The sequence below is a fragment of the Inquilinus limosus DSM 16000 genome (assembly GCF_000423185.1).
In the GTDB taxonomy this organism is placed as follows: domain Bacteria; phylum Pseudomonadota; class Alphaproteobacteria; order DSM-16000; family Inquilinaceae; genus Inquilinus; species Inquilinus limosus.
The window spans coordinates 216,161-240,684 of record NZ_AUHM01000009.1 but is presented as its reverse complement, the minus strand read 5'-3'; the positions used below and the strand labels follow the sequence as shown (position 1 = coordinate 240,684).

25 protein-coding genes are annotated in these 24,524 nt (G+C 70.7%); 15 read left to right on the top strand and 10 right to left on the bottom strand.

The genetic code is table 11. The features are described 5' to 3' along the window. Nucleotides 1-7 precede the first annotated feature (7 nt). From G537_RS0112155 to murB, 7 genes are all read left to right on the top strand, one after another. The gene (locus G537_RS0112155) at nt 8-232 is read left to right on the top strand and encodes a hypothetical protein (protein WP_026870351.1); all 225 of its coding nucleotides are present in this window, start codon (nt 8-10) and stop codon (nt 230-232) included. Between the two features lie 113 nt (nt 233-345). Beyond that, nucleotides 346-1,221 (top strand): glycine--tRNA ligase subunit alpha, encoded by an 876-nt coding sequence (locus G537_RS0112150; protein ID WP_026870350.1) that lies wholly within the window; start codon nt 346-348, stop codon nt 1,219-1,221. 1 nt (nt 1,222) lies between these two features. Continuing rightward, nucleotides 1,223-3,415, top strand: coding sequence for a glycine--tRNA ligase subunit beta (glyS, locus tag G537_RS0112145; RefSeq protein ID WP_026870349.1), 2,193 nt, complete (start codon nt 1,223-1,225; stop codon nt 3,413-3,415). 559 nt (nt 3,416-3,974) lie between these two features. Continuing rightward, nucleotides 3,975-6,650, top strand: coding sequence for a pyruvate, phosphate dikinase (ppdK, locus tag G537_RS0112140; protein WP_026870348.1), 2,676 nt, complete (start codon nt 3,975-3,977; stop codon nt 6,648-6,650). A gap of 9 nt (nt 6,651-6,659) precedes the next feature. Next, entirely contained in the window at nt 6,660-7,577 is a 918-nt protein-coding gene (locus tag G537_RS0112135) for an alpha/beta fold hydrolase (protein WP_026870347.1), read from the top strand. Next, nucleotides 7,574-8,293, top strand: a complete 720-nt coding sequence (locus G537_RS0112130; protein WP_026870346.1) for a DUF1194 domain-containing protein — start codon at nt 7,574-7,576, stop codon at nt 8,291-8,293. The genes G537_RS0112135 and G537_RS0112130 overlap by 4 nt, the downstream gene beginning before the upstream one ends. A gap of 46 nt (nt 8,294-8,339) precedes the next feature. Beyond that, on the top strand, nt 8,340-9,350 hold the full coding sequence (murB, locus tag G537_RS0112125) for a UDP-N-acetylmuramate dehydrogenase (RefSeq protein WP_026870345.1): 1,011 nt from the start codon (nt 8,340-8,342) through the stop codon (nt 9,348-9,350). Nucleotides 9,351-9,359: 9 nt separating this feature from the next. Here the strand turns inward: murB and otnK are convergent, their stop codons facing one another. From otnK to G537_RS0112105, 4 genes are read right to left on the bottom strand one after another with little or no spacing between them, the layout of a single operon-like run. After that, nucleotides 9,360-10,631 (bottom strand): 3-oxo-tetronate kinase, encoded by a 1,272-nt coding sequence (gene otnK, locus G537_RS0112120; protein WP_026870344.1) that lies wholly within the window; start codon nt 10,629-10,631, stop codon nt 9,360-9,362. Between the two features lie 10 nt (nt 10,632-10,641). Next, the gene (otnI, locus tag G537_RS0112115; protein WP_026870343.1) at nt 10,642-11,427 is read right to left on the bottom strand and encodes a 2-oxo-tetronate isomerase; all 786 of its coding nucleotides are present in this window, start codon (nt 11,425-11,427) and stop codon (nt 10,642-10,644) included. A gap of 4 nt (nt 11,428-11,431) precedes the next feature. Further along, entirely contained in the window at nt 11,432-12,349 is a 918-nt protein-coding gene (gene ltnD / locus G537_RS0112110; protein WP_026870342.1) for an L-threonate dehydrogenase, read from the bottom strand. A 22-nt stretch (nt 12,350-12,371) separates the two neighbouring features. Then, a complete protein-coding gene (locus G537_RS0112105; RefSeq protein ID WP_245578999.1) occupies nt 12,372-13,610 on the bottom strand; it encodes an MFS transporter in 1,239 nt (412 codons plus the stop codon). A 345-nt stretch (nt 13,611-13,955) separates the two neighbouring features. On the opposite strand from G537_RS0112105, the gene G537_RS0112100 reads away from it, so the two are divergent. Together G537_RS0112100 and otnC are read left to right on the top strand one after the other, a co-directional pair. Beyond that, nucleotides 13,956-14,960 (top strand): LacI family DNA-binding transcriptional regulator, encoded by a 1,005-nt coding sequence (locus G537_RS0112100; RefSeq protein ID WP_026870340.1) that lies wholly within the window; start codon nt 13,956-13,958, stop codon nt 14,958-14,960. Nucleotides 14,961-14,982: 22 nt separating this feature from the next. Beyond that, nucleotides 14,983-15,654 carry a 3-oxo-tetronate 4-phosphate decarboxylase gene (otnC, locus tag G537_RS0112095; RefSeq protein ID WP_026870339.1) on the top strand — a complete coding sequence of 224 codons (672 nt, stop codon included), beginning with the start codon at nt 14,983-14,985 and terminating at the stop codon, nt 15,652-15,654. A 37-nt stretch (nt 15,655-15,691) separates the two neighbouring features. Here otnC and G537_RS37630 read toward each other — a convergent pair whose 3' ends face one another. From G537_RS37630 to G537_RS37625, 3 genes are all read right to left on the bottom strand, one after another. Continuing rightward, nucleotides 15,692-16,255 (bottom strand): flavin reductase family protein, encoded by a 564-nt coding sequence (locus G537_RS37630; protein ID WP_051248337.1) that lies wholly within the window; start codon nt 16,253-16,255, stop codon nt 15,692-15,694. 68 nt (nt 16,256-16,323) lie between these two features. Next, nucleotides 16,324-16,932 carry a superoxide dismutase gene (locus tag G537_RS0112085; RefSeq protein WP_026870338.1) on the bottom strand — a complete coding sequence of 203 codons (609 nt, stop codon included), beginning with the start codon at nt 16,930-16,932 and terminating at the stop codon, nt 16,324-16,326. Further along, nucleotides 16,922-17,605, bottom strand: coding sequence for a helix-turn-helix transcriptional regulator (locus G537_RS37625; protein WP_034851436.1), 684 nt, complete (start codon nt 17,603-17,605; stop codon nt 16,922-16,924). Before G537_RS37625 ends, G537_RS0112085 begins: the two co-directional genes overlap by 11 nt. 142 nt (nt 17,606-17,747) lie before the next feature. Between G537_RS37625 and G537_RS0112075 the strand changes: the two genes are divergently transcribed. Both G537_RS0112075 and G537_RS42025 read left to right on the top strand, forming a co-directional pair. Further along, nucleotides 17,748-18,185 (top strand): EamA family transporter, encoded by a 438-nt coding sequence (locus tag G537_RS0112075; RefSeq protein ID WP_026870337.1) that lies wholly within the window; start codon nt 17,748-17,750, stop codon nt 18,183-18,185. Continuing rightward, the gene (locus tag G537_RS42025; RefSeq protein WP_155888585.1) at nt 18,182-19,012 is read left to right on the top strand and encodes a GNAT family N-acetyltransferase; all 831 of its coding nucleotides are present in this window, start codon (nt 18,182-18,184) and stop codon (nt 19,010-19,012) included. The genes G537_RS0112075 and G537_RS42025 overlap by 4 nt, the downstream gene beginning before the upstream one ends. Before the next feature lie 9 nt (nt 19,013-19,021). Here G537_RS42025 and G537_RS0112065 read toward each other — a convergent pair whose 3' ends face one another. Both G537_RS0112065 and ygfZ read right to left on the bottom strand, forming a co-directional pair. Further along, nucleotides 19,022-20,410, bottom strand: coding sequence for a dipeptidase (locus G537_RS0112065; RefSeq protein ID WP_026870336.1), 1,389 nt, complete (start codon nt 20,408-20,410; stop codon nt 19,022-19,024). A gap of 114 nt (nt 20,411-20,524) precedes the next feature. Beyond that, nucleotides 20,525-21,406 (bottom strand): CAF17-like 4Fe-4S cluster assembly/insertion protein YgfZ, encoded by an 882-nt coding sequence (gene ygfZ / locus G537_RS0112060; RefSeq protein ID WP_026870335.1) that lies wholly within the window; start codon nt 21,404-21,406, stop codon nt 20,525-20,527. Between the two features lie 129 nt (nt 21,407-21,535). Here ygfZ and G537_RS37615 point away from each other — a divergent pair, with 129 nt between their 5' ends. The 4 genes from G537_RS37615 to G537_RS0112040 are packed head-to-tail and all read left to right on the top strand — an operon-like array spanning nt 21,536 to nt 23,377. Next, on the top strand, nt 21,536-21,976 hold the full coding sequence (locus G537_RS37615; RefSeq protein WP_051248335.1) for an EF-hand domain-containing protein: 441 nt from the start codon (nt 21,536-21,538) through the stop codon (nt 21,974-21,976). Nucleotides 21,977-21,979: 3 nt separating this feature from the next. After that, nucleotides 21,980-22,540, top strand: a complete 561-nt coding sequence (locus G537_RS0112050; protein WP_026870334.1) for an RNA polymerase sigma factor — start codon at nt 21,980-21,982, stop codon at nt 22,538-22,540. A 1-nt stretch (nt 22,541) separates the two neighbouring features. After that, the gene (locus G537_RS42020; RefSeq protein ID WP_051248334.1) at nt 22,542-22,955 is read left to right on the top strand and encodes a hypothetical protein; all 414 of its coding nucleotides are present in this window, start codon (nt 22,542-22,544) and stop codon (nt 22,953-22,955) included. Continuing rightward, on the top strand, nt 22,952-23,377 hold the full coding sequence (locus tag G537_RS0112040; protein ID WP_026870333.1) for a periplasmic heavy metal sensor: 426 nt from the start codon (nt 22,952-22,954) through the stop codon (nt 23,375-23,377). Before G537_RS42020 ends, G537_RS0112040 begins: the two co-directional genes overlap by 4 nt. A gap of 12 nt (nt 23,378-23,389) precedes the next feature. Here the strand turns inward: G537_RS0112040 and G537_RS0112035 are convergent, their stop codons facing one another. Next, nucleotides 23,390-24,403, bottom strand: a complete 1,014-nt coding sequence (locus tag G537_RS0112035) for a DUF4424 domain-containing protein (RefSeq protein WP_211230363.1) — start codon at nt 24,401-24,403, stop codon at nt 23,390-23,392. Between the last annotated feature and the right edge of the window lie 121 nt (nt 24,404-24,524).

The window sequence follows — 24,524 nt, the reverse complement described above, 5'->3', positions numbered from 1 at the left end:
GGACGCTATGCTCGGCAAGATCCTCGTTGCGATCGCCCTGGTGGTCGGCGTGCTCTGGCTGATGGGCATGCTCCGCCGCGTCGGCATGGCCCGCGAAACGGCGGCGCGGCGCGATGCGCTGTCGCGGCAGCATCGGTCGCGGCCGGCCGTGAAGGGGGCCGAGGATCTGGTCCGCTGCCCCCGCTGCGGCGCCTACCACGCCGACGGCCTCGGGCATCGCTGCGAGAGATAGGGGTGGAAGCGCCGGACGGGCGCTGCCCCCGCTTGAAGCCTCCCGCCCGGCGCCCTATGGTGCGCGGCCTTCCTTCAGCGCCAGCCCGAGACATGCCGCCCCGAGACTTAGCAGTGGTCGCCCCACCCCCGAAGAGTTTCCAGGAGATCATCCTGCGGCTGCAGAATTTCTGGGCCGCACAGGGATGCGTGATCCTGCAACCCTACGACATGGAGGTCGGCGCCGGCACCTCGCATCCGGCGACGACGCTGCGCTCGCTCGGCCCCGACCGGGTGTGGAACTGCGCCTATGTCCAGCCATCGCGCCGGCCGAAGGACGGGCGCTACGGCGAGAACCCGAACCGGCTGCAGCACTACTACCAGTTCCAGGTGCTGATGAAGCCGGCGCCGGCGGACTCGCAGGACCTCTATCTGCGGAGCCTCTACGCCCTCGGCATCGACCCGGCGCTGCACGACATCCGCTTCGTCGAGGACGACTGGGAGAACCCGACGCTCGGCGCCTGGGGCCTCGGCTGGGAGGTCTGGTGCGACGGCATGGAGGTCACCCAGTACACCTATTTCCAGCAGGTCGGCGGCATCGAATGCGACCCGGTGCCGGTCGAGTTGACCTACGGGCTGGAACGCCTGGCGATGTATCTCCTGGACGTGAAGAGCGTCTACGACCTGCCGTTCAACGACCCGCAGACGCCGGGCGCCAAGCGCTACGGCGACGTGTTCCTGCGAGCCGAGCGCGAATACTCGGCCTACAATTTCGAGCACGCCGACACCGCCGTGCTGCTGCGCCATTTCGAGGATGCGGAGCGCGAGTGCCGGGCCCTCCTGGACCGCCGCCTGGCGCTGCCGGCCTATGACCAGTGCCTCAAGGCCGGCCACACCTTCAACCTGCTCGATGCCCGCGGCGTGATCTCCGTGGTCGAGCGCGCCGCCTATATCGGCCGCGTGCGCGACCTCGCCCGGGCCTGCTGCCGACTCTGGCTGGACGCCGCCTGACATGGCCGAATTCCTGCTCGAACTCTTCTCCGAGGAGATCCCGGCCCGCATGCAGGCGCGGGCGGCGGAGGACCTCAAGACTCTCGTCACCGACGCACTGAAGGCGGCCGGGCTCAGCTTCGACCGTGCCGAGGCCTTCGTCACGCCGCGGCGACTTGCGCTGGTGGTCGACGGGCTGCCGGCCGCTCGTCCCGACGTGGTCGAGGAGCGCAAGGGCCCGCGGGTCGACGCGCCGCAGCAGGCGATCGACGGCTTCCTGAAGTCAACCGGGCTGACGCTCGACCAGTGCGAGCAGCGCGACACGCCCAAGGGCAAGATCTGGTTCGCCAATCTCACCATCCCGGGCGGCCCGACCGCGGAGCTGTTGCCGGAAGTGATCCGCAAGGCGATCCTCGGCCTGCCCTGGCCGAAGTCGATGCGCGCGGCGGAGGAGGTGGTGCGCTGGGTGCGCCCGCTGCACTACGTGCTGGCGCTGTTCGACGGCAAGCTGGTGCCGTTCCGCTACGACCTGCACAAGCCGGACATCGACGGCTCGGGCGAGGGGGCGAAGGCAGCCGTCGATTCGACGGTCGGTCACCGCTTCCTGGCGCCCGGCCGGATCGCGGTCACCGGCTTCGCCGACTACAGGTCGAAGCTGCGCGACGCCTATGTCGTGCTCGACCGCGAGGAGCGAAAGGCGCTGATCCGCGAGCAGGTCGAGGCACAGGCCAAGGCCGCCGGCCTCGTGCTGCGCGATGATCCTGGCCTGCTGGAGGAGGTGGCGGGGCTGGTCGAATGGCCGGTGGCCCATCTCGGCCGCATCGACGAAGCCTTCATGGAGGTGCCGGAGGAGGTGCTGGTCACCTCGATGCGCACGCATCAGCGCTACTTCGCCCTGGAAGGGGCGGACGGCAGGCTGGCGGCGCGCTTCGCCGTGGTCGCCAACACCGAGACCAAGGACGGCGGCGCCACCGTCGTGGCGGGCAACGAGCGGGTGCTGCGCGCCCGCCTGTCCGACGCCAAGTTCTTCTGGGATCAGGACCGCAAGGCCCCGCTGGAGAGCCGGCTCCGCGACCTGGAGCCGATCATCTTCCACGCCAAGCTCGGCAGCGTGGCGCAGAAGGTCGAGCGCATGGCGGCGCTGGCCGCCTGGCTGGCGCCGAAGCTCGGCGCCGACCCGGCCCGGGCGGACCGCGCCGCCCGGCTGGCCAAGGCCGACCTGACCTCCGGCATGGTCGGCGAGTTCCCGGAACTGCAGGGGCTGATGGGCCGCTACTACGCCCTGGCCCAGGGCGAGCCGCCGGAAGTCGCCGAGGCGATCGCCGACCACTACAAGCCGGTGGGGCCGGGCGACCGCTGCCCGACCGCGCCGGTGTCGATCGCCGTGGCCCTGGCCGACAAGCTCGACACCCTGGCCGGGTTCTTCGCGATCGACGAGAAGCCGACCGGCAGCCGCGACCCCTATGCGCTGCGCCGTGCCGCGCTCGGCGTGATCCGGCTGGTGGTCGAGAACCGCGTCGCCCTGCCGCTGCGCGAGGCCTTCGCCATCGCCCACCGGCTGTATGAGAGCGGGGCGGCTGCGGGTTATGCGCGCATGGAGCAGTCACGCGACGCGGGGGACCGCATCCCGGAGACGGTCCAGGGCGGCCGCCCGCCGGCGACGCCGCTGCGCGACCAGGTCACGGTGGTGGAGGAACTGCTGTCCTTCATCGCCGACCGGCTGAAGGTGGCGATGCGCGAGAAGGGCGTACGCCACGACCTGATCGACGCGGTCTTCGCGGTCGGGGCCGAGGACGACCTGCTTCGCCTGCTCGGCCGGGTCGAGGCCCTGGCCGGGTTCCTCGGCAGCGAGGACGGCGCCAATCTCCTCACCGCCTATCGTCGCGCCGGCAACATCGTCCGGATCGAGAGCAAGAAGGACGGGATCGAGGCCTTCGGCGAGGTCGATCCCGCCCGCTTCGCCATGGCGGAGGAACGGGCGCTGTTCGAGCGGCTGGAAGCGGATGCGCAGCCGCTGAAGGCGGTGCTGACGGCCGGAGACTTCGGCGGGGCGATGACGTCGCTGGCCGGCTGGCGGCCAGCGGTCGACGCCTTCTTCGACGCGGTGCTGGTCAACGACCCGGACGAGGGGCTGCGCCGCAACCGCTTGGCGCTGCTGGAGGATCTGGCCCGCTCAATGGATGCCGTCGCCGATTTCTCTCGGGTCGAGGGGTAGTGGAGAGATCGGGTTTGCACGCGCGAACCCGATCGCAGCTCCGGCGCCGCACTTCCCATCTCGGTCGCGTTGCCGAGGGCGGTACCACGATCGGGTGAATTGTCGCCTATTGTCCGTATGAGACAGATTCGTTCTTGTTTCTCTATGGAAGCGACGGCATCGGCATGCAGACGCTGGGGCCTTCGAACACTCGTTATTCGCTATGCCCGCTTATCGAATGCGCGCAGATTTTCATCTTCGCCCTTAGCAGTTCCGCAATTGGCGATGTTGCATTGCAAACTCCTAAAACTCTGAGGAATTCCGCGGTTTTTCTGCGCTTGACTTCATCGTCTCGCTGCGGTGCAAGACACGGAACACGCGCGGGGATCAAATCGTTGTTCCCGCTGTGCTGGATCGAGGCGGAGGTACGATGATTCCGACCGCATGGGCTCTGGAAGGGGGCTGCCTGCCCGTCGCCGGCCCGAACGCCCGGTCCGGGGCCGGCGTACCGCTCTCGCCGTTTCCGGTCTAAGATCGGACCAACGTCTCCCACGAACGCCAAGGCGGAGAAAAGAACGAAATGACCAAATGGGTCTACGGCTTCGGGAACGGCACGGCCGACGGCCGCGCCGACATGCGCAACCTGCTCGGCGGCAAGGGGGCCAACCTCGCCGAGATGAGCGTCCTGGGGCTGCCGGTGCCGCCCGGCTTCACCATCACCACCGAGCTGTGCTCCCACTATTACGACCACGGCCGGACCTATCCGGACGAGCTGAAGGAGCAGGTGCAGGCCGCGCTGGCCCAGATCGAGGGCCTGGTCGGTGCGAAGTTCGGCGACAAGGCGAACCCGCTGCTGGTCTCGGTCCGCTCCGGCGCCCGCGCCTCGATGCCGGGCATGATGGACACGGTGCTCAATCTCGGCCTCAACGACGAGACCGTGCTGGGCCTCGCTGCCCGCACCGGCGACGAGCGCTTCGCCTATGACAGCTACCGCCGCTTCATTCAGATGTATGGCGATGTCGTGCTGGGGGTGGAGCACTACCGCTTCGAGGACGAGCTCGAAGGCATCAAGCGCGAGCGCGGCGTGGCGCTCGACACCGAGTTGACGGCCGCCGACCTGAAGAACCTGGTCGACCGCTACAAGGGCGTGGTCCAGACCGATCTCGGCCAGCCCTTCCCGCAGGACCCGCAGGACCAGCTGTGGGGTGCGATCGGCGCGGTGTTCGGCTCCTGGATGAACCAGCGCGCCATCACCTACCGCCGGCTGCACGACATCCCGTCGAGCTGGGGCACGGCGGTCACCGTCCAGGCCATGGTGTTCGGCAACATGGGCGACGACTGCGCCACCGGCGTCGCCTTCACCCGCAACCCGTCGACCGGTGAGAACGCCTTCTACGGCGAGTATCTGGTCAACGCCCAGGGTGAGGACGTGGTTGCCGGCATCCGTACGCCGCAGACCCTGAGCAAGGCGTCGCGCGAGGCATCGGGCAGCGACCTGCCGTCGATGGAAGAGACGATGCCGGAGACGTACCGGCAGCTCTGCGAGATCCGCGACCGGCTGGAGAGCCACTACCGCGACATGCAGGATATCGAGTTCACGGTCCAGCAGGGCCGGCTCTATATCCTGCAGACCCGCAACGGCAAGCGCACCGCCGCCGCGGCGCTGCGCATCGCGGTCGAGCTGGCGAATGACGGGCTGATCGACAAGCGGGAGGCGGTGCGGCGGGTCGAGCCGCAGGCGCTCGATCAGCTGCTGCACCCGACCCTCGATCCGAAGGCCAAGCGCGAGGTCATCGCCCGCGGCCTGCCGGCCTCGCCCGGCGCCGCTTCGGGCAAGATCGTGCTGACCGCGGACGAGGCCGAGACCCTGGCCCAGATGGGCGAGAAGGTCATCCTGGTGCGCGAGGAGACCAGCCCCGAGGACATCCACGGCATGCACGCCGCGGCCGGCATCCTGACCACGCGGGGCGGCATGACCAGCCATGCGGCGGTGGTCGCCCGTGGCATGGGCCGGGCCTGCGTCTCCGGCGCCGGCGAGCTGCGCATCGACCCGAAGGCGAAGACCGTTTCGGTCGGCGGCGTCACGCTGAAGGCCGGCGATATCATCACCATCGACGGCGCCGCCGGCGAGGTGATGAAGGGTGAGGTGCCGACGGTGCAGCCCGAGCTGTCCGGCGACTTCGCCACGCTGATGGGCTGGGCCGACGAGGTGCGGCGGATGAAGATCCGCACCAATGCCGAGACCCCGCTCGACGCCCGCACCGCGCGCAAGTTCGGGGCCGAGGGCATCGGCCTGTGCCGGACCGAGCACATGTTCTTCGAGGCCGACCGCATCACCGCCGTGCGCCGCATGATCGTGGCCGAGACGGTGGAGGCGCGGAAGGCGGCGCTGGCCGAGATCCTGCCGATGCAGCGGCAGGACTTCGTCGAGCTGTTCACCATCATGGCCGGCCTGCCGGTCACCATCCGCCTGCTCGACCCGCCGCTGCACGAGTTCCTGCCGCGGACCGAGGAGGATCTGGAGGAGGTCGCCCGGACCGCCGGGGTCGATCTCGGCCGGGTGCGCCACCGCACGGCGCAGCTGCACGAGACCAACCCGATGCTCGGCCATCGCGGCTGCCGCCTCGGCATCTCCTATCCGGAGATCTACGAGATGCAGGCGCGGGCGATCTTCGAGGCCGTGGCCGAGGTCCAGGCCGCGAGCGGCGAGACGGTGACGCCGGAGATCATGATCCCGCTCGCCTTTTCGAAGAAGGAGCTCGACATCCTCAAGGCCGCGATCGTGGCGGTGGCCGCCGCGGTCGAGAAGGAGAAGGGGATCAAGCTCGACTTCCTGGTCGGCACCATGATCGAGCTGCCGCGCGCCGCGCTGCGGGCGCATGAGCTGGCGGAGACGGCGGAGTTCTTCTCTTTCGGCACCAACGACCTGACCCAGACCACCTTCGGCATCAGCCGCGACGACGCCGGCACTTTCCTGCCGGACTACACCCGCGCCGGCATCGTGGAGCAGGACCCCTTCGTCACCCTCGACCGCGACGGGGTGGGCGAGCTGGTGTCGCTGGCGGCGGAGCGCGGCCGCAAGACCCGCTCGGGCATCAAGCTCGGCATCTGCGGCGAGCACGGTGGCGACCCGGCCTCGATCCATTTCTGCGAATCGGTCGGGCTCGACTACGTCTCCTGCTCGCCCTATCGGGTGCCGATCGCCCGCCTGGCCGCGGCCCAGGCGGCGCTGCGCTCCGAGGTGAAGGCCGAGTAGAGCAGGCGGATGGATCTCGCCGTCGCGCCCCGCACCGATGTCCTGACGACGCCGGACGGGGCGCGGCTGCGCTGGGGCGCGTGGCCGGAGCCGGAGGGGCGGGTGCGCGGCACCGCGCTGATCCTGAACGGCCGCAGCGAGTTCATCGAGAAGTACCGCGAGACCGCGGGCGAGTTCGCCGCCCGCGGTTTTCGCGTCTTCGGCTTCGACTGGCGCGGCCAGGGCCTGTCGTCCCGCACCCCGGTGGGCGACGAGACCGGCCACTACGACAGCTTCGACCCGCTGGTGCGCGATGCCGCGCTGATCGCGGACCAGGTGGTGCGGCCGGCGGGGGAGGGGCCGCTGATCCTGCTCGGCCATTCCATGGGCGGGCATCTGGCCCTCCGTCTGCTGGCGGCCCGGCCGGACCTGGCGGCGGGGGCGATCCTGACCGCGCCGATGGTCGCGCCGATCGCCGTGGCCTATGCCCGGCAGGCGGCGCGGCTGCTGTCCCCGATCGCCGCCGCCCTGGGGAACGGCCGCCGCTATGCGCCGGGCGAGGGTGCCTATGACGGCGACCGCATGCTCAACCCGCGCCGGCTGCTGTCCAGCGACCCGGTGCGCAACCGCATCCACGCCGACTGGTTCCGCGACCATCCGGAATACCGCGTCTCCGGCGTCACTTGGGGCTGGCTGGCAGCGGCCTTCCGCTCGGCAGGGGTGATCCAGCGGGCGGCGCCCGGGATCCGCGTGCCGGTGCTGATGCTGCTGGCCGGGCGAGAGACGCTGGTCGACAATGTCGCATCCCGCCGGGTTGCCCGACGGATGCCCCATTGCAGGGTCATGACCTATCCGGACGCCCTGCACGAGATCCTGATGGAACGCGACGATATCCGCGGCGCCTTCTGGCGCGACGCCGACGATTTCCTGGCGACGCTGGCACCATGAGGCGGCGGCATTTCGCCGGCTGGCTGGCAAGTGCCCTGCTGGCCCGGCCGCTCCTGGCCGCGGCCCAGACACAGGCTCCCGCTCCCGCGCCGCTCCCCCAGGCGCCGGCGGAGCAGGCGGTCGATCTCGAGCTGGTGCTGCTGGTCGACGCCTCGGCCAGCATCACCACGGGTGCGCTCGACTTCCAGCTCCGCGGCCATGCCGCCGCCTTCCGCGACGACAAGGTGAAAGCGGCGATCGCCGCCGGCCCGCTCGGCGGCATCGCGGTGACGCTGGCCCGCTTCGACGGTCCGCACAGCCTGAAGGTGCTGCTGCCCTGGCGCCGCCTAGCCGGCGGGGCCGATGCCGACGCCTTCGCGGAAGCGGTGCTGGCGGCGTCGGCGGGGGAGGAGGCGGGGTCGACCGCGATCGGCAGCGCCGTGCTCGACTCGCTGGAACTGTTCGACGGCAACGGCTTCGATGGTCCGCGCCGGACCGTCGACATCGTCTCGAACGGCTTCTCCAATGCCGGGCCGGACCCCGCCCTCGCCCGCGACGCGGCGGAGAAGGCCGGGGTGACGGTCAACGCCCTGGTCATCCTCGACGAATTCGACTGGCTGGAGAACTACTACCGGCAGTCTGTGATCGGCGGTATCGGCGCCTTCGTCCTCACGGCGGAAGGCCGCGACACCTTCGTCCAGGCGCTGATCGCCAAGCTGGTCGAGGAGATCGTGTGAGGTTCGGCGATTGCCCGGATGGCGACCGCGCCCTAAAGCTGTACCTATGTACCAAGTCCTGACCGACCACCCTCTGCAATCCGCCAACAGCTTCGGCATCGCCGCGCGCAGCCGCTATGCGGTGGAAATCCGCGACGAGGCCGACCTGCCGGCGGTGCTGGCCGATCCACGCTTCGCCGGGCTGCCGCGGCGGCTGTTGGGCGGCGGCAGCAATGTCGTGCTGACCGGCGACTTCGACGGCCTGACCCTGCTGATGCGCATCCCCGGCCGGCGGCTGGCGGGGGACGGCGGGGAGGCGGTGCTGGTCGAGGCCGGGGCGGGGGAGGTCTGGCACGATCTGGTCGCCTGGACCATCGCCCAGGGCCAGCCGGGGCTGGAGAATCTGGCGCTGATCCCGGGCACGGTCGGCGCCGCGCCGATCCAGAACATCGGCGCCTATGGCGTGGAGCTGGAGGAGCGGTTCCTGAGCCTGCGCGCCTTCGACACCGCGACCGGCGGCTTCGTCACGCTCGATAGGGCAGCCTGCCGCTTCAGCTATCGCGACAGCCTGTTCAAGCGCGAGCCGGACCGCTGGATCGTCACCGCCGTCACCCTGCGCCTGCCGCGGCCCTGGTCGCCGGTGACGGCCTACCCCGACCTGGCGCGGGTGTTCGGCGACAGAACGGACGTCACGGCGGCGGAGATCTTCGAGGCAGTGGTCGCGGTGCGGCGGCAGAAGCTGCCCGACCCAGCGGTGATCGGCAATGCCGGCAGCTTCTTCAAGAACCCGATCGTGCCGGCGGCGCAGTACCAGGATCTCGCCGCGGCCTTCCCCGGCATCGTCGGCTATCCGCAGCCGGACGGCCGGGTGAAGCTGGCCGCCGGCTGGCTGATCGACCGCTGCGGCTGGAAGGGGCGGTCGGTCGGCCGCGCCGCGGTGCACGACCGGCAGGCGCTGGTCCTGGTTAACCGCGGCGGCGCCACCGGGGCCGAGATCCTCGACCTGGCTCGGCAGATCCAGGGCGATGTTCGCGCCACCTACGGTGTGGCGCTGGAGCCTGAGCCGGTGATCCTCTGAGGCGACGCCTTACGGCATCGCCTCGAGCGCGTCGGCGAAGAAGTCCGGGCCGCCGAAATTGCCGGATTTCAGCGCCAGCACCATCCGCGGCTCGCGGCCGACGGTGTAGAGCACCGGCACGCCCGGCGCGATCTCGGCGCCGATGCGGAAGGCGGGCAGGGCCAGGGCATCGACCACGGCGCCCGAGGTCTCGCCGCCCGCCACCACCAGGCGGCGCACGCCGGCCTCCACCAGGCCGGTGGCGATCCGAGCCATCGCCTGCTCGATCGCATGGCCGGCGGCCTCGCGGCCGAGCTTCTGCTGCACCGCCGCCACCTGCTCCGGCGGCGCGCTGCTGGCGATCAGCACCGGCCCCTCGGCGCGATGCCGCTCGGCCCAGGCGAGGGCGCGTCCGACCTCGCCGGGATCGGCGGCCAGCGCCTCCGGGTCGAGCCGCAGGGTGGGCATGCTCCGCTCCGCCGCCGCGATCTGGCCCAGCGTCGCCTGCGAGCAGCTTCCGGCCAGGATCGCGGCCGGACCGCCGATCGGCGCCGGCGTCTCGCCCGCGCCCTTGGCCGTGATCCGGCCGGCGGCGACCAGCGCCCGGGCGATGCCGAGGCCGAGGCCGGAGGCCCCGGTCGAGACCGGCTGGTCGAGCGCGACCACGCCCAGCGTCTCGAGATGCCGGTCCAGCACCGCGTCGGCGATTACCGCGCCGGCGCCCTCGGACGCGAGCTGGCGGAGATAGGTCCGCACCGTCTCCGGCCCGGCCTCCACAGTGGCCAAGGGCAGGAGGGCGACGGGTGCCTTGCTCTGCCGGCCCAGAACGCGGACCAGGTTCGAATCCCGCATCGGGTTCAGCGGGTGGTCCTTCAGCGGGCTCTCGTGCAGCGGCACGGTGCCGACGAATAGGTGGCCGAGATAGACTGTCCGCCCGGTCTCCGGGAAGGCGGGGGTGACCAGGGCCGGCCCGGCGCCGATCTCGGCCCGCAGCGCATCGGTCACCGGACCGATATTGCCGGCATCGGTCGAATCGAAGGTCGAGCAGATCTTGAACAGCACATGGCCGGCGCCGCGGCCGCGCAGCCAGCGGGCCGCCGCCAGGCTGCGCTCCACCGCTTCGGCGGCCGGAATCGACCGGCTTTTCAGCGCCACCACCACGGCGTCGACCGCCGGGAGATCCAGGTCGTCGCGCGGCACGCCGATGGTTTGGACCGTGCGCAGGCCCGCCTTGGACAAGGTGTTCGCCAAATCGGAGGCGCCGGTGTAGTCGTCGGCCACGCAGCCGAGCACGAGCGTCATCGCTTTCTCCTCATCCTTCGCGGCGGCCGGCATAGGGCGCGAACCAGCCCAGGCCTTCGAGCGTGCCGGCGCGGGGCCGGTACTCGCAGCCGATGAAGCCGGCATAGCCCAGCCGCTCCAACTCCTGGAACAGGAACGGATAGTTCAGCTCCTCGATATCCGGCTCGTGCCGGCCCGGCACGCTGGCGATCTGGACATGGCCGGTGATCGGCAGCAGGGCGCGCAGCGCCATGGTCACGTCGCCGTGCAAGATCTGCCGGTGGTAGCAATCGAACTGCAGCTTCAGGTTGGGCAGGCCCAGCTCTTGGATCAGCGCCGCGGCCCGGTTGAAGTCGCCCAGGAAATAGCCCGGCATGTCACGGGTGTTCAGCGGTTCCAACAGGACGTCGACGCCCTTCTCGGCGAAGGCCTCGGCGGCGAGGGACACCGCATCGCGCCAGGCGCGCTGCGCCTGTGGGTCGGCGGGATCGGCGTTGCCGCTCATCATGTGCACGCGGCCGACGCCCGTGGCCTCGGCATAGGTGAGGGCGGTGGCGACCGAGGCGCGGAACTCCTCCGCCCGTTCGGGCAGGGCGGCCAGGCCGCGCTCGCCCTTGGCCCAGTCGCCCGGCGGCAGGTTGAACAGCGCCTGGGTCAGGCCGTTGCGGGACAGCCGCTGGGCGATCGCCTCCGGCGGATGCTCGTAGGGGAACAGGTATTCGACCGCGGTAAAGCCAGCCCCTGCCGCCGCGTCGAAGCGGTCGAGGAAGTCCCACTCGGTGAACATCAGGCTGAGATTGGCGGCAAAGCGCGGCATCGGCCTAATCCTCCTTCTTCGCGCCGGGCAGGTCGAGGCCGGCGATCTGGGCATAGAGCCGGGCGACCGAGGCGTCGTCGTCCCGGCCCATGCCCGCGGCGGCGGTCATCAGGAACATCTGCAGCGCGGCACCCGCCACCGGCACCGGGAACTTCCCGCTGCGCGCCATGTCCATGACGATACCGAGATCCTTGGTGAAGATGTCGACCGCGCTGCGCGGCGCATAGTCGCCGTCCAGCACATGCGGGATGCGGTTCTCGAACATCCAGGAATTGCCGGCCGAGGCGGTGATCACCTCATAGACCTTGCGGATGTCCAGGCCCTGCTTGGCGGCGAAGGCGATCGCCTCACAGGCGGCGGCGATGTGCACCCCGGCCAGCAGCTGGTTCACCATCTTGAAGGCGGCGCCGGTGCCGGGCTTGTCGCCGAGTTCGTAGAGCTTCGCCGCAATGGCGTCGAGCGCCGGCCGGGCCGCGGCGAAGGCGGCGGCGCTGCCGGAGGCGAGGACAGTCAGCGCGCCCTCGGCCGCGCGCTGGGCGCCGCCGCTGATCGGCGCATCGAGATAGTGCCGGCCGGTCGCCTCCAGCCGTTCGGCCAGGCTGCGCGCCGCGTCCGGCGCCATGGTGGCGGACGACACGAAGACCCCGCGTTCCGGCATGGCGGCGGCGCAGCCGTTCTCGCCGAACAGCACCGATTCGGTCTGGGTCGCGTTGACCACGACCGAGACCACAATATCGGCGCCCGCGGCGGCCTCGGCCGGGGTCCTGGCGCCGGTGCCGCCGGCGGCGACCAGGCGCTCGACCGCGGCGGCGGAGAGGTCGCAGCCGGCGACCTCGAATCCGGCCCGGCGCAGGGACAGGGCCATGCCCAGCCCCATCGAGCCCAGGCCGATCACAGCGGCACGGCCAAGCGGTTTGGTCATTTTGGTTCTCCCTCGTCCGATCCTAGCGGTTGACGAGCTTCGCGGGGGTGGTCAGGACGGCGGCGGCGCCCAGCACCAGCATGATCGCAAGCATATACATGCCGAATTCGGTGCTGCCGGTCAGGTCCTTCAACAGGCCGATGGCGTAAGGGCTGGCGAAGCCGGCCAGGTTGCCGATCGAGTTGATCATCGCGATGCCGGCCGCCGCGGCCGCGCCGTGCAGGAAGGCGGTCGGCAGCGACCAGAACAGCGGCGCGCAGGTCAGGACGCCGGCCGCGGCCAGCGAGAGGAAGGCGATCGCGATCGTCGTGTCGCTGGCGGTCGCGGCGACGACGAAGCCGACCGCGCCCATGGTCGCCGGGATCACCAGATGCCAGCGGCGCTCGCGGCGCCGGTCGGCGCTCTGCCCGAACAGAATCATGGCGACGACGGCGCACAGGAAGGGGATGGCGCTGATCAGGCCGATGTTGAGGTTGCCGGTGACGCCGGTCGCCTTGACCAGGGTCGGCATCCAGAAGGTCAGCCCGTACTGGCCCGAGACGAAGGCGAAGTAGATGAAGCAGGACAGCCAGACCCGGCCGTCGCGGAACACCGCGCCGAGCGAGGCGGGGCTGTCCTTGCCCTTGGCATCGGCCGCGATCTCGCGCTCGATCACCGCCTTCTCCTCCTCGGTCAGCCACTTCGCCTCGCGGACGCTGTTGTCCAGCACGAAAAGCACGGCGAGGCCGATCAGCACGGCGGGGATCGCCTCGATCAGGAACATCCACTGCCAGCCGGCCAGGCCGTGCGTCTCGTGGAAAGCGTCCATGATCCAGCCGGACAGCGGATTGCCGAAGATGCCGGAAACCGGGATGGCGGCCATGAACACGGCGATGATCTTGGCCCGACGGTGCGACGGATACCAGTAGGTCAGGTACAGGATGATGCCGGGGTAGAAGCCGGCCTCGGCCAAGCCCAGCAGGAAGCGCAGGGCGTAGAACCACGGTGCCGAGGGCACGAACATGAAGGCGGCGGAGACGATGCCCCAGGTGATCATGATCCGGGCGATCCAGACCCGGGCGCCGACCCGGTGCAGGATGATGTTGCTCGGCACCTCGAACAGGAAATAGCCGACGAAGAAGATGCCGGCGCCCAGGCCGAACACCGCCTCGCTGAAGCCGAGGTCCTGCGACATCTGCAGCTTGGCGAAGCCGACATTCACGCGATCGAGATAGGCGATCACGTAACACAGCATCAGGAACGGCACGATGCGCCAGAACACCTTCCGGTAGACCCGCTTCTCGTCCGGTAGACCCGCTTCTCGATCGCTCCCGCCGCTTCGCACGGCAACGGCATGGCTTGGACGCTCATCCTTCCTCCCTCGGCTCGTCCGTGACGGACATTGACGCCGGTATCATCTCCGGATTGCCGCCAATCTTCCCAAAGGGTTGGATTCTGCGACGCCGGAATGATATCGGTATCAACACTCATGGGCGAAGCTGGCAACGGCGTCAAGAGCGAGGCTGCGAGGCGGCTGGAGCCGGGCGGTGCGAGGGCTTCCGCTCGCACCCGGGATGCGGGGATGATGGGGGCCGAGTCGACGCAGATCCCGGGAGGCAGTGTCCTGATGGCGCGCACGAGAAGGCCCGATCCCAGGGGCATCACGCTGGCGGATGTCGCGCGCGCCGCCGGGGTCAGCAAGATCACCGCGTCGCGGGTGCTGCGCGGCGGGCCGGTGGCCGCCGAGACGCGCGATCGGGTGCTGGAGATCGTTCGGCGCCTCGGCTACGTGCCGAACCGCTTGGCCGGCACGCTGTCCTCCGCCGGTTCGAACCTGGTCGGGGTGATCATCCCGTCGCTCGCCAACATCGTCTTTCCCGATGTGCTGCGCGGGGTGGAAGGCGTGCTCGACGCGGCCGGGTTCCGGCTGGTCGTCGGCGTCACCGACTACGACCCGGAGCGGGAGGAGGGGCTGATCGAGGCGATGCTGGCCTGGCGCCCGGCCGGGCTGATCGTCACCGGGCTGGAGCACACCGACCGCGGCCGGGCGATGCTCGCCAATGCCGGAATCCGGGTGGCCGAGCTGATGGACCTCGACGGCACCGGGCTCGACATCGTCGTCGGCCTGTCGAACCGCGCCGTCGGGCGGGCCAGCGCCCGCCACCTGGTCGAGCGCGGCTATCGCCGCCTCGCCTATGTCGGCCACGATCTCGGCCATGACCGGCGCGCGGCCAAGCGGTTCGAGGGTTTCCGCGAGGCGCTGGCGGAGAGCCCGGCGGCCCTGGTCGCGACCGAGCTTCTGCCGGGCCGGTCCTCCGCCGCCTCGGGGCGGGAGGGGCTGGCCCGCATCCTCGACCGTGGCGCCAGGGTCGATGCGGTCTATTTCTCCAACGACGATATGGCGATGGGCGGCTATTTCCTGTGCCTCGCCCGCGGTCTCGCCGTGCCGGACCGGGTGGCGCTGTTCGGCTTCAACGGGCTCGACCTGGCCCAGGCGCTGCCGCAGCCGCTCTCCACCATCCGTTCGCCGCGGGTGCAGATGGGCGAGGTCGGGGCGCGGCTGGTCTGCGGTCGCGAGCCATCGGCGGTCGTCGATCTCGGTTTCGAGCTCATCACCGGCGCCACGGCGTGATCGCTATCGGAAGGACGAATCCATGGACGAGACCAAGCTGCGCGAGGACATCTGCCGCTTCGGCCGCTCGCTGTTCGAGCGCGGGCTGACGCCCGGCTCCTCCGGCAACATCAGCGTGCGGCTCGACGACGGCGGCTGGCTGGTGACGCCGACCAACGCCTCGCTCGGCTTCCTCGATCCGGCGCGGCTGTCGCGGCTCGACGCGGAGGGGCGGCTGCTGTCGGGCGACAAGCCGACCAAGGAGATCCCGCTGCACGGCGCTCTCTACGAGACGCGCGGCTCGGCCCGCGCCATCGTGCACCTGCACTCGACCCATTCGGTCGCCGTGTCGATGCTGCCGGGCATCGACCCCAAGGCGGTGCTGCCGCCGCTGACCGCCTATTACCTGATGCGGGTCGGGGCGACGGCGCTGGTGCCGTACTATCGGCCGGGCGACCCCGCGGTGGCCGACGCCATCCGCGGCCTGGCCGGCCGCTACTCCTCGGTGCTGCTGGCCAACCACGGCCCGGTGGTGGCGGGCGAGAGCCTGGAGGCGGCGGCCTACGCCACCGAGGAGCTGGAGGAGACGGCGAAGCTGCACCTGCTGCTGCGCGGCCTCAATCCGCGCCTGCTGTCGCCGGGGCAGATCTCGGAACTGAAGGAAGTGTTCAAGCTTGACCTGCCGGAGGACGGGGAGCACGGGCACGAGCATTAGAGGAGGCGCCTGCCCTCCGATGCCGGCAGCGCCGGCGTCAGTCCTCGTCAGGCCCGGCGGCCCGGCGTGCCGCGACGCTGGCGTAGCGGCGCAGGCTCCAGAGCAGGGGCGAGGCGTCGCGGGTCTCGACCTCGGTGACGAGGCCGACGAACAGGATATGGGTGGTCACCTCGGTCAGGCCGATCAGGTGGCAATCGACCACGGCGACCGCACCCTCCAGCTTCGGTCGGCCGGACGGCCAAGCGGACCAGGTGCCGCGGGAGAAGCGTTCGGACCGGGGGATCGGCAGCTTGCCGGCGAAGGCGTCGGCGACCTCGGACTGGTCCTCGGCCAGCATGGCGACGGAGAAGCCCTCGGTCGCCTCGATCACGCCGGCCATGGCGCTGGTGCGGTCGATCGAGACCAGCATGGTCGGCGGCTCGGCCGCCAGAGACATCACCGCCGTGGCCGTGCGCCCGTGGCGGGTGCCGTCGGCCTCGGTCGCCCCGACCACGCAGACGGTCGCGGTCAGGCGGGACAACGCCTCGGCGAAGCGGGTGCGGGAGACCGCCGGCGGGTGATGCGGGTCCGGGTTCAGACGAAGCGAGGTACGCGCGACCAAGGTGGGTTCCTGACGGCCATCGGTAGGAGCCGCCCGCCGGTCGGCCGGACCGGCGGGCGGGATCGGCGTCAGGCGGCCTTCAGCTGGGCCTCGGCGAAGTCGTAGTTGGCGAGCTTGTCGAGGAAGTTCTGGGCGTAGTCCGGACGGCGGTTGCGGAAGTCCAGATAGTAGCTGTGCTCCCACACGTCGAGGCCGAGCAGGACCTTACCCTCGCCGGTGGCGAGCGGGTTCGAGCCGTTCGGGGTCTTGGTGACCTTCAGCTTGCCGTCCTGGCCCAGCACCAGCCAGGCCCAGCCGGAGCCGAACTGGCCGATCGCAGCCGCCTTGAAGGCGTCCTTGAAGGCCTGGACGCTGCCGAAGTCGGAGTTCAGCTTGGCCTCGAGCGCGCCCGGGATGGCGCCGCCCTTCGGCGACAGGTTCTGCCAGAACAGGATGTGGTTCCAGTGCTGCCCGGCATTGTTGAACACCGGCGCCAGGTTGTCCTTGCCGTAGGCGAAGGTGACGATCTCGTCGAGCGACTTGCCCTTCAGCGAATCGTCCTTCTCGACGAAGCCGTTCAGCGCCGTGACATAGGCCTGGTGGTGCTTGCCGTGATGCAGCTCCAGCGTCTCCTGGCACATGCCGCGCTCGGCGAGGGCGTTGTGCGAGTAGGGCAGCGAGGGGAGTTCAAACGCCATGGTCGTGCTCACTTTCTGATCGGCTTGGTTGCGGAAGGATACGGTAGGCGCAACGGCGCGCCCCCGCCTGGATGTGCTCCGTCCGCTCCACCCGGGCCTCGGGCCCGAGCACGCGGCGGAACAAGTCGAGCTCGGAGCGGCAGAAGCCCTGGCAGGCCGCCGCCGCGGCGCAGATCGGACAATGATTCTCGACCAGAAGGAAGCCGTTTTCGTCTTCCTCCCACCCAGCCATGTAGCCCTCACGCGTTCGAAGGCCAGCCAGGGTCGCGACCCGGTCGCGCAGCGTCGTTGCGCCGGCCACGGCATCGGCATAGCGGGCGGTGGTCTCGGCCTCGCGCGCCGCGATCAGCCGGTCGAGCGCTGCCTCGCCCAGCTCGCGCCGGATGCCGGCGATCAGCCCTGCCACCATATCGGCATGGCCGTCGGGGAACCGGGCGTGGCCGGCCTCCGTGAGGGACCAGAGCTGGACCGGCCGGCCGACCCCGGCGCGCTGCGGCGCCGAGTCGACGAGCCCGGCCTCGGCCAGCTTGACCAGCTGCTGCCGCGCCGCCTCCCCGGTGGTGCCGAGCGCGGCGCCGAGTGCCGCGGCGCTCTGGCTGCCGCGCGTCTTCAGCAGCAGGAGCAGCCGCTCCGCCGCCGTCGCCGGCTCCCGGGGATTATTGTCAAAGTCCATGCTTTGAAAATAACCACCCGATCCAGCACCTGCAAGCATCATGCGCCCGCCGTCACATGGCAGGCGCGTCGCCGCGGCCCCTTCCGCTGCGCTCGGGATCGGGGCCAAGGTGGCATGGTGCTCCTGCAGCGAGTCGACCCGCATGAAATCCGGCCTTCTCTCCTCATGGCAGTTCTGGGCGCTGCTGTCCGCCGCCTTCGCCGCCCTGACCGCGATCTTCGCCAAGGTCGGGGTCGAAGCGATCAGCTCCGACCTCGCCACCTTCATCCGCACCGTCGTCATCCTGCTGGCGATCGGCGGCATCGTTGCCGTCACCGGGCAGTTCCAGCCGGCCTCCTCGATCTCCGGGCGGACCTGGGCCTTTCTGGTCCTGTCCGGCCTGGCGACCGGGGCCTCCTGGCTCTGCTACTTCCGGGCGCTGAAGCTCGGCCAGGCGGGGCAGGTGGCGCCGATCGACAAGCTCAGCGTCGTGCTGGTGGCGGTGTTCGGCGCGATCTTCCTGGGCGAGACGCTGTCCGGGGTCGCCTGGCTCGGCGTGGCGCTGATCGGCGGCGGCGCGGTGCTGGTGGCGGTCGGATGACGCCGATCTGCCGGCGGATGCGGCCGGAGGAGGCGGAGGCGCTGACGGCGCTGCTGGCCGCGGCCTACGGCAGTCCGCGCTTCGGGCCGACCGTCGCCCGGCTGTCCCGCATGCCGAATGCGGCGATCCAAGTGCTGGAGGCCGAAGGCGCGCTGCGTGCCGCGGCGGCGGTGGTCGACTACGGCCGGGTGGCCTATCTCGGCATCGTCGGCACCGACCCGGCGATGCAGGGGCGCGGCTTCGGCCGCCGCATCGTCGAGGCGGCGCTGGCCCCGGTGCCGGCCGGCCGCGTCATCCTGCTCGACGCCTCGCCCGCCGGCGCGCCGCTCTACGAGAAGCTCGGCTTCGTCGATGTCGACGCTTCGGTGGTTCTGGAGGCGCCGGGGCCGGTCGAGGCGCCGCCGGTGCCCGGCCTCGCGCCGATGGCGGAGGCGGACCTGCCCGCCGTCGCCGCCTACGACGCCGCGGTGTTCGGCGCCGACCGCACGACCGGGCTCCGCGAGCTGTTCCGCGAGCATCCCGACGGCGCGGTCTGCCGCCGTGACGGGCGGGTGGTCGGCTACGGGTTGCGCCATCCGGACCGGATCGGCCCGGTCCTGGCCGAGAACCAGGAGACCGCGGCGGCCCTGGTCGCGATGCTCTCGGCCCTTGCGCCGGCAGGGCCGATGACGATCACCGTGCCCTCCAGCCACGCCGCGATGCTCGACCACCTGCGCAGCAGCGGCGTGCCCGAGCTGCGCCGGCTGCGCCACATGTGCCGCGGCGGCGACCGCCACCCGGGCGACCGGAGACGGATCGCCGCCATGGCCAGCTTTCACCTGGGGTAGAGTGGCGGCCTACTTCTCCGCCAGCGCCGCCAGGATCCGGGCCCAGGAGCGGATGCCCTTGTGGAAGCTGGTCAGGTCGTATTTCTCGTTCGGGCTGTGCACCCGGTCGTCGTCCAGCGCGAAGCCGACCAGCAGCGAATCCATTCCGAGCAGGCGCTTGAACGATCCGACCACCGGGATCGAGCCGCCGGAGCCGACCAGCATCGCAGGGCGGCCCCATTCCTCCTGCAGCGCACCCCGGGCGCGGGTGAGGGCCGGGTTGTCGATCGGCAGCGACAGCGCCGGGCTGCCGTCGCGCGACCAGAACTTGGCCGAGCAGTCGGCCGGAAGCCGCTTCTGCACGAAATCGTGGAACGCGGCCCGAACCTTGTCCGGATCCTGGTCGCCGACCAGCCGGAACGAGACCTTGGCATGGGCCTGGGACGGGATCACCGTCTTGGCGCCCTCGCCGGTATAGCCGCCCCAGATGCCGTTGACCTCGCACGTCGGCCGCGCCCACAGCCGCTCCAGCGCCGTGCGGTCGCGCTCCCCGGCCGGGACCGACAGGCCGACCTGGCCCAGGAAGTCGGCCTCGTCGAAGCCCATCGACTGCCACTGCGCCTTCAGCTGCGTCGGCGTCTCCGGCACGCCGTCATAGAAGCCGGGCACGGTGACGCGGCCGTCATCGTCGTGCAGCGCCGCCAGGATCCTCGCCAGCACATGGATTGGGTTGCGGGCGGAGCCGCCATACATGCCGGAATGCAGGTCGCGATTGGCCGCGGTGATCGTCACCTGCTCGTAAACCATGCCGCGCAGGCTGGTGGTGATCGCCGGGGTCCTCGGATCCCACATGCCGGTGTCGCAGACCAGCGCCAGATCCTTCGACAGCTCCTGGCGGTTGGCCTCCAGGAACGGGTTCAGGCTGGGGCTGCCCGATTCCTCCTCGCCCTCGCAGAACACAGTGATCGGAAGGGGCAGGGAGCCGGTCACCGCCTTCCAGGCGCGGCAGGCCTCGAGAAAAGTCAGAAGCTGGCCCTTGTCGTCGGAGGCGCCGCGGGCGCGGATGCGCTTCACGCCGTCGGCGCCGGTCTCGATCCGCGGTTCGAAGGGCGGATGGTCCCACAGCTCCAGCGGATCGACCGGCTGGACGTCGTAGTGGCCGTAGAACAGGATCGACGGCCCGGCTCCGGCGCCGGGCGCATGGCCGACCACCATCGGGTGGCCGGGGGTCGGCCGCACCCCGGCGGTGAAGCCGATCTCGCCCAGGCTGGCCGCCAGCCATTCGGCGGCGGCACGGCACTGGTTCTTGAAGGCGGGATCGGTCGAGATGCTGGGCTGGCGCAGGAACGCCATCAGCCGGTCGAGGCTGGAGTCCAGGCCGGCATCGACGGCCGACAGAACCTGATCGAGCGTGCTCACAGGGCGAGTCCTCTGGAAGTCGTTGGCGCGACCCTAGAGCAGATCCCGTCCCGGCGGAACCAGCCTCGTCTCAGGCCCCGGACCTCGAGAACGCCAGCCTCGTCCGGTGTAGGTTCAGGCCGCCTTTCCGGCCGGCTTGGCCGGGCGGACCGGCGTATCGCCGGCCAGCAGCGGCCCGGCGTCGCCCTCCAGCGCCTCCAGCCGCAGCAGCGCCAGGCCGATGCCGTCGCGGCTCGACCGCATCTCGCCGGCTTCGCGGCCGTCGCGCAGGATTGGCGTGCCGGGCTCCGGCGCCGGGCCGTCCAGCTGCACCGGGGCCAGCCGCTTCTTCAGCAGGCCGCGATAGCGGGTGCGGGCGGTCAGTTCCTGGCCCATGTAGCAGCCTTTGTCCCAGGCGATGGCGTTCAGCGAATCGTAGTTCGCCTCCAGCAGCACCGTCTTCTCCGGGACCAGGTCGCGGCTGCCGTCCGGCACGCCGAGCGACAGGCGCAGCCGGTCCCAGGCCTCCGGACCGGTCTCGGCCAGGCCGAGGCCTTCCAATGCGGCCTTCGCGGTCGCCCTCGGCAGCAGCGCCCGGGCGCCCAGCGCCGCCAGCCGGGCGTCGACATGGGCGACGCCGTCGGCCAGGGGCCGCGCGGCCCCGGCTTCGTCCGGCAGGTCGAACGCGGCCCGCCCGGCCTCGCCGGGGATCGCCGCCACCGCCCAATCGGCGGTCGCCTCGGCCAGCTCGACCTTGGAGCGCAGCTTGTACAGGCGCAGCCGCCGCAGCAGGTCGGCGCCGCGCCCGGCCTCGCAGTCGATCAGCCAGGCATCGCCCAGCGCGACCACGTGAAAGTCGTGCAGATACTTGCCTTGCGGCGTCAGGAAGGCGGCGAAGACGGCGCGGTCGGGCGCCACCTTCCGCATGTCGTTGGAGACCAGCCCCTGCAGGAAGGCGGTCCGGTCCTCGCCGGTCAGGCGCAGGACGTCGCGGTCCAGGAAGGTGAATTCGGCCATGGCATCGCCCGGTTGCGGATCGGCATCTGCACCAAGAGGTGGGCCAAGTCCCGAAGTCGTGCAAGCGTCCGGCGGTCCGATCTGCGACGGAAGCGGCGCGCTGCATCGTGAAGGGGACATCAGGCACCCATGGCGGTGCGCAATGTCGAGAGCATCATGAAGACGAAGTGGATTGTCGGTTCCGCGCTGCTCGCCCTCGTCGCCGGCACCGCGATGGCGGCCACCCAGGGCGCGCCCGATGGCGGCTGGCGCGGTGGCTTCTTCCGCCAGCTCGACACCAACAAGGACGGCAAGGTCGAGCGGACGGAGGTCCAGGCCTGGGCCGAGGCGCGGTTCAAGGAGCTCGATACGGCAGGTGACGGGGCGCTGACCAAGGAGCAGTATGTCGACGCCATGATCGCGAAGATCCGCCCCCGCCTGGAACAGCGTTTCGACAAGCTCGACGCCGACAAGGACGGCAAGGTGACCGCGGCCGAGTTCGAGGCGCCGTCTCTGGCCCGCTTCGACCGCCGCGACACCGGCAAGACGGGTGCTTTGTCGATCGATGACCTCAAGACCCACCGCAACTGAAGCGTGGCCGAGAGCGACGATGCCCTGGTGGCGGCGGTGGCGGCGGGAGACGCCGCCGCCTGCCGCCGCCTGGTCGACCGGCATCTCGGACGCCTGCTGGCCTTCGCCCAGCGCATGCTGGGCAGCCGTGCCGATGCCGAGGACGTGGCCCAGGACGCCTTCCTGGCCCTGTGGAAGGAGGCCGGGCGCTGGCGGCCCGACGGCAGCGCGACGGTTTCGACCTGGCTCACCCGCGTCACCTACAACCGGGCGATCGACCGGCTGCGGCGGCAGCCTTCGGTCGCGCTCGACGCGGTGCCGGAGCCGCCTGATCCCGCCGCCGGGGCCGAGGCCGGGATGCAGCGCGTCCGGGTCTCGCGCCGGGTCGCCGAGGCGCTGGCCCAGCTGCCCGAGCGGCAGCGCGCCGCCATCCTGCTCAGCCACTACGAGGGCCAGGGCAATCGCGAGATCGGCGAGACGCTCGGGGTCGGGGTCGAGGCGGTGGAATCGCTGCTGGCACGCGGCCGGCGCGCCCTCCGCCAGACTTTGGCGGCGGAGCGGGCCGATCTGATGGGAGATGTGTGACATGGCCGAGATGACGCTCGATCGGTTCCTCGATCTGCTCGACCGGCACGGCCCGGTGATCGACCGCTGGCCGGCGCCCGAGCGGGACGAGGCGGAAGCGCTGCTGGCGGCGTCGGCCAAGGCGCGATCCGCCATGGCCGACGCCCGGGCCGTGGCCGCGGCCCTCAACGACCTGCGGGTGGCCCCGCCCTCGGCGGCGCTGCTCGGCCGCATCCTGGACGCCGCTCCGCGGCCGCGCCGCTGGATTTCGGAGATCCTGTCCTGGCGACCGGCGATCGCCTTCGCCGCGGCGCTGGTGGTGGGCATCTATCTGGGCGCCATGGTGCCGACGGTCCAGGCCAATGACGACGACTGGTCGTCGACCCTCGGCTATGCCCTGGTCGACGACGTGTCGCCCTTCGGAGGAACGCCGTGACTGCACGCTCCTGGCGCTGGGCCTTCGTCGCCTCGCTCGCGCTCAACCTCCTGTTGCTGGGCGTGATCGGCACCTGGCTGTGGCGATCGGATTCGCGGTCCGGCCCGTCCGCGCTGGCCGAGGCCGTCGCGACCTTGCCGGAGCCCGGCCGTGCCGAGTTGGAGCAGCTGTTGGATCAGCGCCGGGCCGAAGGCAAGGCCATGTGGGAGGAGTTGCGTCGGCTGCGTGCCGCTGCGAACGAGGCGCTGTCCGCCGATCCCTACGACCCCGACAAGGCGGCGGCGGCGCTGGCGGCGATGCGCGACAAGTTCAAGGAGCTGCGCGACGTGGTGGAGGGGACGGTGCTCGAGATCATGCCCAGGCTGCCAGCCGAGCAGCGGCGGAAGATGCTGGAACGGCGCAGCGCGCTCTGGCGGCTTTAGTCTCTCCGGACCTCACTGGGCCGCGATCGGCTGCAGGATCAGCACGTTCAGATCGGCGGTCGGGGTGAAGTCGGTCTTGCGCATCTCGAACCGGGTCGGCGAGATCTTCTTCACCCCGTCGGCGCAGAAGCTGACGAGGTTCCGGGCGTCGCCCTTGTCGACCACCAGCCGGAACTCCCCGATCGGCGCCGCCCAGTTGGCCCCGGTCGTCAGAATGTAGGAGACGCGCTGTTCGCTGAACGGCATGCCGTCCTTGCCGGCCTTGGCCTGCGCCCGCTTGACCGCGGCGAGGAAGCCCTGGTCGATGCAGTAGGTGCGCAGGTCGTCCGCATATTCGGGGCTGCCGACGGCATAGGACGAGCCGATCACCGAGCCCACGCTCTCGCCTGTGGCGGGCGTGTAGCGGTGCTCGATCATCACCTCGCGGCCGGCGGGGAAGGTCTGCCGGAAGTGGTAGGTGGTCTTCAGCGTCCAGCTCGGGACGACGTGCTGTTCCCAACCCTTGCCGGAATCGAACTCGTTGACGGCCGCGAGGCCGAGTCCGATCAGTTCGTCCCGCTGCGCCTTCGGCAGGGCGGTCAGGCCGTCATAATCGGCATCGGGATACAGCGGCACGCCCAGCTTGCGCAGCAGCGCCGTATGGTCGACTCCGTTGGCGAAGGCCTTGACCTCGACCTCGGTCGCCACCGGCTCGCCGTCGGCTTTGGTCGAGAAATCGAGGAAGTTCTCGGTGCCGGGATGCGGCACGGCTGTCAGGCCGTCGATGAAGTCGAGCGTGACGTCGGGCATCGGGAAGGCGACCGTCACGGTCCTGTCCTGCGTCGACAGGTTGAAGAAGCGGTAGGTGACCCGGATCTCCTTCGCCGAGACGTAGAGGTCCTCGGATCGCATCTCGATGTCGTCGGTCTTCGTCAGCACGAGGCCGCCGGCGGCCAGCTCCGCCGTCGAATCGTTGGCCCAGGCAGCTCCGGCCGAGGCGAGGAGGGCGGCCAGGACGATCGGAAGAGTGGTGAGGGACGTGCTCACGAGCGGCGGCTCCCGGCGGTCGGCTTCCGAAGCAGTGTTGCGCGGGAGGTCGGGCTTTTCCAGGTTAACATCGCCGGGAGGAGCCGGGCCGGATGTCCGAAGCGCCGGAGCAGCATGAGCA